At 72.2% G+C, this 12,896-nt stretch carries 9 protein-coding genes; 2 read left to right on the forward strand and 7 right to left on the reverse strand.

All coding sequences use genetic code 11. The features are described 5' to 3' along the window. Positions 1–233: 233 nt before the first annotated feature. From VED21_RS23230 to VED21_RS23255, 6 genes are all read right to left on the reverse strand, one after another. Complete coding sequence (locus tag VED21_RS23230) at positions 234–3,404, reverse strand: tetratricopeptide repeat protein (protein ID WP_324886500.1); 3,171 nt, start codon at positions 3,402–3,404, stop codon at positions 234–236. Positions 3,405–3,417: 13 nt separating this feature from the next. Continuing rightward, positions 3,418–5,682 (reverse strand): hypothetical protein, encoded by a 2,265-nt coding sequence (locus VED21_RS23235; protein WP_324886501.1) that lies wholly within the window; start codon positions 5,680–5,682, stop codon positions 3,418–3,420. A gap of 32 nt (positions 5,683–5,714) precedes the next feature. Beyond that, positions 5,715–6,599 (reverse strand): endo alpha-1,4 polygalactosaminidase, encoded by an 885-nt coding sequence (locus VED21_RS23240; protein WP_324886502.1) that lies wholly within the window; start codon positions 6,597–6,599, stop codon positions 5,715–5,717. Continuing rightward, the gene (locus VED21_RS23245; protein WP_324886503.1) at positions 6,587–7,513 is read right to left on the reverse strand and encodes an NAD-dependent epimerase/dehydratase family protein; all 927 of its coding nucleotides are present in this window, start codon (positions 7,511–7,513) and stop codon (positions 6,587–6,589) included. Before VED21_RS23245 ends, VED21_RS23240 begins: the two co-directional genes overlap by 13 nt. Before the next feature lie 52 nt (positions 7,514–7,565). Then, positions 7,566–8,039 (reverse strand): response regulator, encoded by a 474-nt coding sequence (locus tag VED21_RS23250; RefSeq protein ID WP_324886504.1) that lies wholly within the window; start codon positions 8,037–8,039, stop codon positions 7,566–7,568. A 137-nt stretch (positions 8,040–8,176) separates the two neighbouring features. Continuing rightward, positions 8,177–9,988, reverse strand: a complete 1,812-nt coding sequence (locus VED21_RS23255; RefSeq protein WP_324886506.1) for an extracellular solute-binding protein — start codon at positions 9,986–9,988, stop codon at positions 8,177–8,179. A gap of 135 nt (positions 9,989–10,123) precedes the next feature. On the opposite strand from VED21_RS23255, the gene VED21_RS23260 reads away from it, so the two are divergent. Next, positions 10,124–11,041 (forward strand): EboA domain-containing protein, encoded by a 918-nt coding sequence (locus tag VED21_RS23260; protein WP_324886508.1) that lies wholly within the window; start codon positions 10,124–10,126, stop codon positions 11,039–11,041. Positions 11,042–11,192: 151 nt separating this feature from the next. Here the strand turns inward: VED21_RS23260 and VED21_RS23265 are convergent, their stop codons facing one another. Continuing rightward, positions 11,193–12,092, reverse strand: a complete 900-nt coding sequence (locus VED21_RS23265; RefSeq protein ID WP_324886509.1) for a hypothetical protein — start codon at positions 12,090–12,092, stop codon at positions 11,193–11,195. Between the two features lie 142 nt (positions 12,093–12,234). Here VED21_RS23265 and VED21_RS23270 point away from each other — a divergent pair, with 142 nt between their 5' ends. After that, on the forward strand, positions 12,235–12,855 hold the full coding sequence (locus VED21_RS23270; protein WP_324886511.1) for a glutathione S-transferase family protein: 621 nt from the start codon (positions 12,235–12,237) through the stop codon (positions 12,853–12,855). The last annotated feature ends 41 nt before the right edge of the window (positions 12,856–12,896 follow it).

Genomic DNA, 12,896 nt, shown 5'->3' on the forward strand with positions numbered 1-12,896 from the left:
CGGCGGGGGAGGGAGGGGCCCCGCGCGAAGCGTGGGGGGGGTGGGGGCAAGTTGTTTCGGGACAACAAGCACCCCCAGTCCCGCCGCCCGCAAAGGCCGTTGCCCCCACCCTGCCCGCTTCGCGGGCTTCCCTCCCCCGCCTCTCGCGCTGGCCAGAGGCCAGCGCTGACGGCGTCAGGCGGATGCCCTTGGCATCCGCTGAGAGCCGGGGCCAGGGGAGGGAGAAAAGGGCGTCAGTCCTGCTTGAGCACATGCTGTGCCTCCTTCAGGCGGCGGTTCTCGATGAGCATGGCGGCGTAGTCGGCGCGCAGCTGGTTGTCCGTGGGCCGGCGGCGGCGCAGCTCCTCGAACAGCGCAACCGAATCGTCCACCCGGCCGACACGGTGCAAGATGTTGGCCTGCGCCTGTTTGATCCCGTCGTTGCGCGCCCCGGCCGGCAACGCCTCGATCTGCTGGAGCGCCCGGCGGTAGAACGGCAGCGCCTCGGCCGTCCGCTTGGCCGCCGTCAGCGCCTCGCCCAGGAAGTAGTTGGCCTCGTAATCGCCTTCCCCCTTGGCGAGGAAGCGGCGCAAGGCCCGCTCGGCCTCGGCGAGGTGCCCCTGGTCGTAGGCCAGCATGCCGACCTGCCGCAGCCCGTCCGCATCGTCCGGCTTCAGCGCCAGCAGCGCCTTCCACGCGGCCTCCGCCGCGGCACTCTCGCGCTGCGCCTCGGCCAGCCGGGCCCAGCGGCGCAGCACCTCCGGGTCGCGCTCGCCCGGCACGGCGGCGCGCACCGCCTCGCCCAGCGCCTTCGCCTTGCCGTCGGCCGCCAGCGCCTCGATGTAGGAGCCGCGCAGCTTGCCGTCCGGCGCCGCGCCGCGCTGCGCCACCGCGCCGATCACACGGGATGCCCCACCGCTCTCGGCCAGCTTGGCGTACCACGCCGCTTGCTCGGCCGGTTCCTTCGCCGCTTTAGCGCGCGCCTCGATCCAGTCCAGCGCGCCGGCCGGCGGGCGCGGCCCCCACAGGTAGAACAGCTGGCGCACGTCCGGCCCGTCCGGCCCCTGCCCCACGGCCAGCTTCTGGAAGGTCGCCTCGGCACCCTTCTTCTCGCCCATCTCCAAGAGCGCGAAGGCCAGCTCGCGGCGCTCCTTCACCGGCATGCGGCCGTCACCGGCGCGGGCCAGCAGCCACGCGCGCAGCTCGTCCCGGCGGTTCAGCTTGCCCAGCGCGTCGCGCACCATGCCGTCCCACGGCCCGGCCGGCGCCGCCTCGGCCAGCTGCTTCAGCGCCGGCAGGGCGCGCGCCGGCCCGCCCTCCTCCAGCAGCGCGAAGGCCATGGCCTCGCGCGTCTTCACCGCCAGCTCGGGCCGCTTCAGAAGCCGCTCCAGCAGGTCGGCGGCCATGTCCTTCCGTCCGGCCTGCCGCAGCGTCTCCACCGCCATCGCCCACCAGCGTTCCGGGTCGCCCTCGGCGTGCGCCGCCAGCACCGCGCCGGCCTCCGCCGCCCGGCCCGCCTTCCCGGCGGCGTCCGCATAGGCGTACACCCACTCCACGCCGCGCCGTTCCGCACGCTCCCGCAGGAAGGGCAGCGCCGCCGCGAACGCCTTGCGGTCCAGCAGCAGGTAGACCATCCCGTCCGCCTCCGCCTCGCCCATCGTGCCGGCGGCCAGCAGTTGCGTGACGTAGCCCTCCAGCTCCTCCCCCGCCCCGGCGGCGTCGAGCGCGGCGAGGTACAGGCCGCGCACATCGGCCAGGTCCTCGCCCAGCAGCGCCCGCAGGTGCGGCAGCGCGTCGCCCGGCCGCTTCGCCGCCAGCAGCGCGTTGACCAGCGCCAGCCGGCTGCGCGGCGTGGGCGCCGCCGCGAACACCCGCTCGGCCGCCTTCAGCGCCAGCGGCACGGCACCGCGCTCCACCGCCACCGACGCGATGTCCTGCAGCAGCCCGTCGTCCAGCTTGCGCTGCGCGTCCAGCCACGCCGCCACCTCCGCCGGGTCGCCCGCGCGCACCGCCAGCCGCACCCAGCCCAGGTCGGCGGCCAGCGACGGCTTGGCCGTCCGCCGCGCCGCGAACCAGCGGAACCCCTCGGCCACGCGGTCCAGGTCGGCGAACAGCGTGCCCAGATCCTCCAGCAGCTCGTCCGGAACGTCCCCGCCCGCCAGCGGCAACGCCGCAAACAGTTTCCCCGCCGTCTCCTTCCGCTCGACGCGGACCAGCATGCGCACGGCGGCCAGCCGGTCCGCCAACGGCGCGTCTGCATCGGCGGCAGCGCTCTCGGCCCACCGGGCGGCGGCGGCGCGGTCGCCGCGGGCCAGCGCGATCTCCCCGCCCAGCAGCGGCAGGCGCTCCAGGAATCGATCGCCCAGGCCGCGCACAAGGCGGTCGAGATAGACACGGTCCCCCTCGCGGAACGCCGCGTCGGCAAGGCCGACCAGCGCCCAGTCGGGGATCAGGTGCGGGTCGCGCGGCCGCGCCGCCTCCAGCGCCAGCTTCGGCAGCCCGGCGTTCAGCGCCAGCGCCGCGAAGCGGCCGACCGCCGCGTCGTCCACCGGCCGGTTCGCCCACCAGTCCTGAAGCGCGCGGCGCGCGTCCTCCAGCCGGTTGTCGGCGATCTGCAGGTCGATCAGCGTCAGCGCCAGCACCGGCTCCGCCACGGCGCGCGCGGCGAACGGCTCGATCAGCCGGTGGGCGAAGTCCGCCCGGCCGATCTCCATCATCATGCCGGTCAGCGCCAGGATCACGTGGGCCGGCGGCTCGCCGGCCAGCCAGCGCCCGGCGCGCCGCATCGCCTCCTCCTCCCGCCCCAGGTCCATGAGCAGGCTCAGCAGCAGCTCGCGGCCGTCGAAATCGATGGCGCCCTCGGCGCGGTCGTCGATCGCCGCCAGCACCTCCGCCGCCTCGGCGTGCCGGTCGCGCACCGCCAACAGCTTGCCCAGGTCCACCGCCGCGTCCCGGTCGTCCGGCCGCAGCGCCACCAGCCGCTTCAGCGCCTCGGCCTGCTTGTCGTAATCGCCGTGAAAGGCGTAGAAGCCGACCAGTTCGCGGAACACGTCCTCCGTCGGCCGGTGGACGGCGATCTCCTCCAAATTCTCCAGGTAGTCGCCCAGGCGCTGCGCGTCGCGGTACAGCTTGCCCAGCAGCTCCCGCGCCTCGATCTGCCCTGGCTCGCGCGCCACGTACGCCTCGATCAGCTCGGCGGCGCGGGCGACGTTGCCGTCCTGCATGTACAGCTTGGCCAGCGGCATCACCGTGCCCGGCCCGTGGTCGCCCGCCGCGAAGCGCGCCTCGAAGCCGGCCCGCGCCGCCTCGAAATCCTGGTCGCGGAAGCGCTGCAGCGCCAGCTCCCCGCCGCGCGGGATCAGCAGCAGGCTGATGCCGATGCCGACGGCCAGGACCAGGAGGACGACCAGGAGGTTGCTGCGCATGGCGCCCGCCCCCTCACGAGCCCGCGCGCGCGACGCGCAGCGTCAGCGGCGCCACGGCGTCGGCCTCCACGGTGAAGGACAGCCGCCCGTCGGCGCCGGCCTCCGCCGTGCCGCGCCACAGCTCCCGCCCGTCGCGCTCGGCCACCACGGCGTAGCGGCCGGGGGCCGGCACATGCCAGACCATCGCCCCCGCGCCGAACCCCTGCGCCCGCACGCGGAACCCCTCGCCCTCCACCGCCAGCCCGGCCAGCGGCCAGCGCCCGTGCACCAGATAGGGCCGCGGCGCCGGCGGGTCAGCGTCGGCCCGATCCACGTCCATCAGCGCCACCACCGGCTCCACCACCGCCGGGTCGAGCGCCACGTAGAGGCTGCCCTGGTGGTGCCGCTGCCCCAGCACGCCGGCGGAGCGGGCGAAGTCCACGGCGGTGAACAGCGCCCGGTCGAAGCGCAGCGTCGCCAGTTCCCCCCGGTCGCGCACGCGCCAGCGCCGCTCGCCGTCGGCCACCAGCCGCGTCGTGTAGAACCCCTCGGCGATGCCGGCGTAATGGGTGGCGGTGACCGGGGCGATCTCGCTGTTGCGGGCCAGTTGGAGGTTCTTCTTCAGCGCGCTGATGCTGCCCGGCTTCTGGCCGGAATACATGTGGTAGTAGATGTTGAACGGCTTCACCCGGATCGGCGTCCCGGTGTTGCGCACCGTGGCGGCCAGGTTCTGGAAGCCGTAGAAGCGGTCGGTCCACAGGTCCGTGTAGGTGTTCTCGTTCGACCCGGCGGCGTAGACCTGCCGCTCGCCCCCCACGGCCACGCCGACCGGCGAGACGGAGGTGTAGGACGGGTATTCGGCGTCGAACCGCGTGTCGCCGCCGTTCATGTTGCGCGCCCCGGCGCGGCGCGCCTCCGCCACCGCCCCTTCGAAGGGCGAGGTGTCGCCCGACCATTGCAGCAGCCGCGCCCGCTTGCCCTCCGGCGCCAGTTTCTCGATGTAGGACAGCGAGCCGCCGATCTCCTGCGTCAGGTCGAAGGGTGCTTGCAGGAAGGCGCGCGGCACGGCGTAGCGGCCGATGTCCGGCCCGCCGGCCGGCGCCTCCGCCTCCGCCGCCTCGCCGACCACCTCGTAATCCGCCTCCTTGCGCCGGGGCAGCAGGCGGCTCAGCAGGCCGCCCTCCTTGCCCTTCCCGGCGCGGGTCTCGAACACCTCCTCCTTGTCGGCGGTGTAGTCCTTGAAGAAGCCCCAGTTGAACGGGTGCGTCCAGGTGTGGCTGGCCGCCTCCACCTGCGGCAGGGCCAGCAGGCGCTTCGCCGCCTCCATCGCCTGCGGCGTGCCGCGCCACGCCGGGTCCAGGTCGCCGACGATGGGCGCCACGGTCACCGGCAGGTCGGGGAAGGCCTCGATCGCCTCCTTGCGCACCACGTCGGCGGCCAGCAGCCGCTGCTTGGCGTAAGGCTCCACCTCGGTCACGTTGCGCCAGCCGTCGCCGTCGATGTGGCTGAAATACAGGCGCCGGCCGGCGATGGTGGTGACGTCCGGCTTCGGCAGATCATCCGTGGCGAAGGCCAGCCGGAAGAACAGGAACGGGTCGATGATCCAGCGCCGCCGAATGAACTCTGCGTCGTAATAGCGCGCGTAGTCCTCGACGACGAAGCCGCCGGACGGGCCGGTGACGATCAGGTGGCTGTCGCTGGCCGGGTCGCCGCCGCGCCGCATCACCAGATGCGACGTGAACCGCCCGTCGATCTTGCTCAAGCGCGGATAGCCCGGCAGCACGCCGCCCAAATCGCGCTCGAACCCGATCATCGCCGGGTCCGCCCAGGCCGGGCGGGAGCGGTACGTCAGGTCCGAATAGCCGTCGTCGTCGCGCAGCCCGAAGCGGGCGAAGAAGCGGTTGACCAGCGCCATCGGCATGCGCCGCCCGTCGCGCGACGACCGCACCCCCAGTTGCCCCAGCGACACCACCCGCGCGCCCCGCGCGGCGGCCGCGTCCAGCCAGTCCACATAGGCGTGCGGGTCCTCGAACGGCGAGGAGGCGAACCACGTGATGACGCCGCGCAGGTCCGAGTACTGCCCCAGGTCCGGCAGCCCCTTGCCGACGTCCCAGTACACCACCGTCAGGCCGAGGTGGTTCAGCGGCATCTCCGCCATGGTGTGGATGCGCGACAGCTTGAGCTTCACCTCCTCCGTCTCGTCGTACAGCGCCAGCACGGTGCGCGGCACCGGCTGCGCAGCCGCTGGCAACGCCACGGCCAGCAGCAGGACGGCAAGGATGAGGCGGAGCGGGCGCATGGCGGCCTACCCGCGGCCGTTGCGGAGGGCCGTCACGGCTTCGGCTCCGGCACGACGCGGTCCAGCTCGACCACCGACACGTGCGGCGAGAAGCCGTTGGCGCGCTGCGTGGCGTAGATCCGGCGCACCCCCTCCACGTCCGCCGGGTCCCAATAGTCCAGCGACATCAGCGCCAGCTTCGGGTTCAGCCGCTTGGCGCCGTGCAGCGCCTCGACCTGGAAGCGGTAGTCCTCCTCCGGCTGCAGCTTCGCCTTGCCGGCCTGGAAGTCCCAGGTGGTGTAGACGGACTCGCCCAGCGCGTAGTCCAGCGAACCGGCCGTCTGCGGCAGGATCTCGTAGGCGCGGTTCAGCATGATGCGGGCCGACGGGTAATTGCGCCGGATGGCGTTCACCAGCCGCGCCGACGCCTCCGTCATGCCCTTCCAGCGCTGCGGGTCGGTGCGTTCCAGGTGCGGCGGGTTGTCCAGCGTGTCGAGGAACACCCCGTCGAAGCCGCGGTGCAGGATGGCGGGGACCAGTTCCTCCACCACCAGCTTGACCCAGCGCTTGTCGCGCACGTCGACGTAGAAGCTGCCCGGCCAGTTGGGGTTCTCCTCCGACAGGATGCCCCAGGACTTCACCTTCTCGAACCACGGCCGATGGTTCTCCACCTCGCCCAGGCTGATGTAGCCCAGCAGCGTCTTGCCGCGGTCGCGCAGCGGGCGCAGCGGCGGGTGCCGGTCGCTGTCCAGCACGACGAGCTTGTACGGCTCGAACGCCTGCGGCGGCTCCTTGTCGGCGTAATAGACGGTCCAGCGCACCTCTGTCTCCGCGCGGGCCTCCGCACGGGGCTCCGCGCGGGCCTCGGCCGTCCGGCCGACCAGCCCCGCGACCACGGCCGCCAACAGCGTCAGCGTGCGGATCGTCACCCCAGCCATGCCAGCGTGTCCCGCAGACCGTCCGCGAGGTCGGTCTCGCAGGCCATGCCGAAGGCGCCCACCAGCCGTGCCGGGTCGCCGATCGACACGCGGATGTCGCCGGCCCGCCCCGGCCCGTGGCTCACGTCGGGCGACCGCCCCGACAGCTCGGCCAGCACCGCCGCCAGCCGGTTGACCGACGTCGGCTTGCCCGTGCACACGTTGAAGACCGGCGCCCCCGCACGCGGCGCGTCCATCGCCGCCGTCAGGTAGCGCACGAGGTCCTTCACATAGACGAAGTCGCGCACCTGCTCGCCGTCGCCGTGGATGGTGATCGGCAACCCCTGCGCGATGCGCCCGGCGAAGATGGAGATGACGCCGGAATAGGGCGACTTCGGGTCCTGGCGCGGCCCGTACACGTTGAAGAAGCGGAAGCCCGTCGTCGGCACGCCGTGCACCCCGTCGGCCACGCGCGCGTGCAGCTCGCACCCCAGCTTGTCGGCGCCGTAGGCCGACAGCGGCTTGGTCGCCGCGTCCTCGTTGAGCGGCATGTTCGGATTGTCGCCGTACACGGCGGCGGAGGAGGCGTAGACCACCGGCACCGGCCGGCCGTCCCTGGCACGCCGCGCCGCGTCGAACACCGCGATGGTGCCGACGAGGTTGGCGCGGTTGGTCGCCACCCATTCCTCCTGCGAACGCTGCACCGACGCCACCGCCGCCAGATGGAAGCAGCCGTCCATGCCCGCCATCAGGTCGCGCACCAGCGCCTCGTCGGCGACGTCGCCGATGGTGACCGGAACGCCGTCGGAAAGGTTCTCGCGCTTGCCGGTGGACAGGTCGTCCAGCACGTGCACCGCGTGGCCCGCCGCCAGCAGCCGTTCGATGAGGTGGGAACCGATGAACCCGCAGCCCCCGGTGACCAGATAGCGCGCCATGATCGTTTCCGTCTCTTCCCTTTGAGGTCAGGCCTTTGAGGTCAGGTAAAGGTCAGGCGTCCGCCGTGGCCGCGTCGCCCAGGAAGGCGGAAACGGTGGCCAGGAAGTCCTTCGGCTTGATGGGCTTCGACACGTGCCCGTTGAAGCCGGCGTCGGCAAGGCGGCGCTTGTCCGCCGGGGTGGCGAGGTTGGTGACCGCCACCACCGGGATGGCCGCCAGCCGCTCGTCCGCGCGGATCTGGCGGATCAGCTCCACGCCCGACACGCCGGGCATGACGATGTCCATCACCACCATGTCCGGCGGCGTGTCCAGCATCAGGTCGATCACGCTGCGCGGGTCGTCCGCCTCGATGACGGTGAAGCCGCCCTCCTCCAGGCAGCGGACGAAGAGCTTGCGCATCAGCACGTTGTCCTCGACCACGAGGATCGTCCGCGCCTGTTCTGCCGCATCCATGCAAACGCCGCCCTTCGTGTCGCGGTTGATGGCTGCGGGCGTGGTCGCGTGCGGTTCCATGCCGTCGGCCATAGCGAATCCCCGGAAAGCCCCAATCGGAGCGAATTTCGGCAAATTTAGGTTAATTCGTGATTCACCGTCAAGGCGACCACCTGCGACCTAATTGTGCCAATCGTAGGGACTCGCAACCTGTGGCAGAACCGACACACTTATTTCGGTGCCGGAGGGGCCGCCGGCGCCGCGCCCTCCCCGATCCACCACGCGTCGAAGGCCAGCGAATAGGGCGGCGTCTTCTCCGGCCGCTTCAGGCGGTTCCAGTAGGCGACGCGGTAGGTGCCGCTGTGCCAGTGCGGCACCACGTAGTGGCCCCACAGCAGCACGCGGTCCAGTGCTGCGACGGCCGCTTCCAGGTCTTCGCGCGTGTCGGCGCGCACGACGGCGTCGACCAGCGCGTCCACCGCCGGGTTCTTGATGCCGGCGAAGTTGCGGCTTCCCGAATCGTCGGCGGCGGCCGAACCCCAGAAGTCGCGCTGCTCGTTGCCCGGCGACAGCGACTGGCCCCACACATTGACGATCATGTCGAAGTCGAAGTCGCGCGTGCGGTTCTCGTATTGCGTGGTGTCCACCGTGCGCAAGGACGCCTGGATGCCCAGGCGCTTCAGGTTGTCGATGAAGGGCAGCGTCACCCGCTCGAACGAGGGCGAGTCGATGAGGATCTCGAAGGCCAGCGGCTTGCCGTCCTTGAACACGCGCACGCCGTCCTTCACCTCCAGCCCGGCGGCGTCCAGCAGCTTGCGCGCCTCCAGCAGGTTGGCGCGCATGCCGTTCGGCCCCTTGCTGACCGGCGGCTCATAGCGCTTGGTGAAGACCTCCGGCGGGATCTTGTCGCGCAGCGGCTCCAGCAGCTTCAGCTCGGCCGGGCTGGGCAGGCCCTTGGATTCCAGGTCAGAGTTCTCGAAATAGCTGTCGGTGCGCTTGTAGGCGCCGTGGAACAGCGTGTCGTTGGTCCATTCGAAATCGAAGGCGTATCCGATGGCCTGCCGCACGCGCGGGTCCTGGAACACCGGCCGGCGCGTGTTGAAGACGAAGCCCTGCATGCCGGCGGGGACCTTGTTGGCGATCTCCTCCTTCACCATCCGGCCCTCCTTCACGGCCGGCACGTCGTATCCGGTGGCCCAGGTCTTGGCGACGTTCTCGAAGCGGAAGTCGTACAGCCCGCCGTGGAAGGCCTGCAGCGCCACCGTGGCGTCGCGGTAGTACTGGTAGGCCATGGTGCCGAAGTTGTTGCGCCCGCGGTTCACCGGCAGGTCCTTGCCCCAATAGTCGGCGACCCGCTCGTAGGTGATGCCGCGCCCGGCGTCGACCGTGGCGATCTTGTACGCCCCCGACCCCAGCGGCGGCTCCAGCGTCGTCGCCGCGAAGTCGCGGCCCTGCCAGTAATGCTTGGGCAGCACGGCGAGCTGGCCGAGGATCATCGGCAGCTCGCGGTTGTCGCCCGGCTTGAAGGTGAAGCGCACGCGCCGCGGCCCGTCCGCCTCCACCTTCGCCACGCCGGCGTAGTAGCCGCGGTAGAAGGGATGGCTCTTCACCAGCGTCTCGAAGCTGAAGACGACGTCCTCGGCGGTCACCGGCTTGCCGTCGTGCCAGCGCGCGATCTCGCGCAGCGTGAAGGTGACGGAGCCTCGGTCGGCCGGCACGTCGATGCTCTCGGCCAGCAGACCGTATTCGGTGAACGGCTCGTCGGCGGAGGAGGCCATCAGCGTGTCGTACATCTCGCCCAGGCCGGCCGCCGGCACGCCCTTCAGCGTGAAGGGGTTCAGCGTGTCGAAGGAGCCGATGACCGACAGCGTCACCTTGCCGCCCTTGGGCGCGTTCGGGTTGACGTAGTCGAAGTGCGTGAAGTCCGGCCCGTACTTCGGCTCGCCGTAGAGGGCCATGCCGTGGTGCGGCTCGGCCCGCAGCCCTCCCGCCGCCATAGAAACGACCAGTCCGCACGCCAAAGCCGCCGCGATCCGCCGCATGCCACCGTCTCCTTCCCCAATCCGTCTGCCTTATGTGTCCCCGGCGGGTCCTGTCGGCAACCAGGGCAAGGCACCGGAACCATACCGGAAACGCTGCGGTTATCCATCCGTCGCCGCCGCGCCGGAGAGCGCATCATGCCCAAGCCCTACCATCCCCCCTACCACCTCGTCGACAGCCAGCACGTCCTGCACCTGCTGCGCCAGTGGCTGAAGACCGCCGCCCCGCCGGAAGGGGTGGACTGGCTCGACGACGCCCGCGACATGGTGAACGACGGCGCCGACGACGGCGCGTTCCTCGGCATCTTCGCCGCCGCCCCGCGCCACGTCGGCCGCAACCCGCTGCACCTGCGCGCCGAGGACCGGACGGAGGCCGAGCGCGTCCGCCCCGGCTGGCGCCCCCACACCTGGACCGCCGACCAGGCGGCCCGCACCGTCCTGCTGCTGGTCTACGACGACAGCGACGCCCCGGCCTACGGCGCCATGCTGGCCGACGTGCTGGCCCGCGGCCACACGGAAGCGGCGGCGGTCTACCGCGCGCTGCCCCTGCTCCCCTACCCCGAGCGGCACAAGGCCCTGGCCGCCGACGCGCTGCGCGCCGACAACACCACGCTGTTCGAGGCGCTGGCGCTCCACAACCCCTACCCGGCGGATGCCCTGGACGAGCCGGCGTGGAACCGGCTGGTCATGCGCGCGGTGTTCCTGGACGCGCCGCTCGACGCCATCATCGGGCTGGAGCGGCGCGCCAATCCGGTGCTGGCGCACGAGATCCGCGACTACGCCCGCCTGCGCCGCGCCGCCGACCACGCCGTTCCCCCCGCCCTCTGGCGCGCCGTCGGCTGTCACGCCGCCGGCCATCTGGTGGACGAACTGGCCCGGATGCTCGACGGCCCGGACGTGGACGAGGCGCTGGCCGCCGCCCTCGTGCTGGGCCGCAGCCGCGACCCCAAGGCCGCCGAGGCGCTGGCCCGCCGCCCCGATCTGGACGACGCCGTCCGCAGCGGCCGCCTCACCTGGGACCGCCTGTCCGTCCACCGCCTGCGCAAGGTGGGGTGAGAAGGGATTTCAGACACGGATGGACACGGATGCCGGCGCGGCCGGCCACGGACGAACACGAATGGAATGAATATCCGTGTTCATCCGTGCAAAATCCGTGTGCATCCGTGTCTCAAAAGCACCTTTCCGGCTCCGGCACCGAATTGGCCGATCACCGCTCCCCGAACCAGCGTTCCAGCGCACCGGACAGCGGCATCAGCGCCAGCAGGATCACGCCCGTGAAGGTCCCGGCGAAGCCCGCCGCCAGTGCTGCGGCAAGGCCCGCCACACCCACCGTCGCGGTGCGCTGCGCCGTCTGCACCGGCGTCGGGCGCGGGTCGGTGGCCGCCCACAGGAAGTCCGGCAGCGTCCGCACGGCCAGCGCCAGCGCGAACGGCAGCGCCGCCAGCCCGCCGAAGTCGTCGCGCCAGCCCAGCAGGATCGGCAGCGCCACCGCCCCCAGCAGCAGGCCCAGCGCCGCGTAGACCGTGCCCCACCCCGCACTCCGGCCATCGCCGCGCGCCACCGCGCCGAACGCCATGCCGTACAGCACGAAGGCCACCGCCCCCGGCCACGCCGTCATCAGCCCGCCCGGCGCCGACCCCATCAGGTACAGCCCGCCGAGCGCCAGCCCGGCCAGCGCCGGCCCGGCCAGCATGCGTTGCCGGCCGCCGGCCAGGAAGCCGGCCGTCGCCGTCGCCGTGGCGATGGCCAGCCAGCCCGAGGCCGCCGACACCTGCGCCGCCGCCGCGACGGCGGCCAGCATCAGGACCACCGCCAGCGCCAGCGTCGCTGCGCGCGACAGCGGCGGCTCGCCCTCGCCGAAGCCTGCCGCCATGGCGCCGGACGCCGCCCCGAACGCCGCCGACGCGCCGAGGATCCAGGCAAGCGCCCCCGGCACGGCCGGACCGGGATCCGCCGCATGCCCGGCCAGCGCCGCGGCGATGGCCGCGACCACCAGCGACGGGCGCAGCACCGCCACGCACGCCCAGGCGGTGGCCCGGACCGGGACGGACAGCACGGACTGGGCCTGTGGCATGGTCGGCGGTATGGGGCCGGGATCCGGAATCATGCGGGACACCTTCCTTCAAGAACCCCCTGTCTGATGAACCCGCGCGCCGACAACCCTGTTCCACGCCACCACCATCGGATGGCGCATGGGCGCCCTGCGTGGCATTGTGGGAACACCAACGAAGAAGCAGGGAGACCCAACCGTGAGCGCCGACTACACCGTCTACGGCCACTACGCCTCGCAGCCGGCGACCCGCGTCGCGCTGTTCCTGTCGATGGCCGGCGTGCCCTTCGCCTACCGCCACGTGGATTTGCGCAACGGCCAGCAGAAGTCGCCGGAATACCTCGCCATCAGCCGCTTCGGCCGGGTGCCGGCGCTGGTGCACGGCGGGCGCAGCCTGTCCGAATCCGGCGTCATCCTCACCTACCTCGCCGAGCAGACCGGCCGGTTCGGCGGCCGCGACGCGGGCGAGACGCTGCGGCTGGCGGAATGGCTGTCGTGGCTGGCCGACGTGCTGCTGCCGCTTCAGCGCTCCCGCGCCGTCCGCCGCTTCGGCGGCGACGCCAACGCCCTGCCCTGGCTCGACAAGAGCGCCGCCTCGGGCCTGGCGCAGCTCGACGCGCACCTGTCCGGCCACAGCTTCGTGGATGGCGAGCGGCTGACCATCGCCGACATCTTCGCCTTCCCCCTGATCGATCTGGCCGGCGAGGCTCAGGTCGACCTCGCCCAGTACCCCAACGTGCAGGCGTGGCACGCCCGCATGCTGGCCCAGCCCGGCTGCAAGCCGCAGTACGAGCTGATGCCCCAGCACGACGTGGGCTGACTTTTAGCCCCTCCCCCCTCGCGGGAGAGGGGCTTATGGAG

Origin of the sequence: Azospirillum sp. (assembly GCF_035627195.1) — a bacterium.
Classification (GTDB): Bacteria; Pseudomonadota; Alphaproteobacteria; order Azospirillales; family Azospirillaceae; genus Azospirillum.

What these genes read in the sequence shown, in the direction of transcription:
- VED21_RS23235 (WP_324886501.1), bottom strand. Translation starts at nt 5,682, where the DNA reads ATGCGCCCGCTCCGCCTCATCCTTGCCGTCCTGCTGCTGGCCGTGGCG.
- VED21_RS23230 (WP_324886500.1), bottom strand. Translation starts at nt 3,404, where the DNA reads ATGCGCAGCAACCTCCTGGTCGTCCTCCTGGTCCTGGCCGTCGGCATC.
- VED21_RS23250 (WP_324886504.1), bottom strand. Translation starts at nt 8,039, where the DNA reads ATGGCCGACGGCATGGAACCGCACGCGACCACGCCCGCAGCCATCAAC.
- VED21_RS23240 (WP_324886502.1), bottom strand. Translation starts at nt 6,599, where the DNA reads ATGGCTGGGGTGACGATCCGCACGCTGACGCTGTTGGCGGCCGTGGTC.
- VED21_RS23260 (WP_324886508.1), top strand. Translation starts at nt 10,124, where the DNA reads ATGCCCAAGCCCTACCATCCCCCCTACCACCTCGTCGACAGCCAGCAC.
- VED21_RS23255 (WP_324886506.1), bottom strand. Translation starts at nt 9,988, where the DNA reads ATGCGGCGGATCGCGGCGGCTTTGGCGTGCGGACTGGTCGTTTCTATG.
- VED21_RS23265 (WP_324886509.1), bottom strand. Translation starts at nt 12,092, where the DNA reads ATGATTCCGGATCCCGGCCCCATACCGCCGACCATGCCACAGGCCCAG.
- VED21_RS23245 (WP_324886503.1), bottom strand. Translation starts at nt 7,513, where the DNA reads ATGGCGCGCTATCTGGTCACCGGGGGCTGCGGGTTCATCGGTTCCCAC.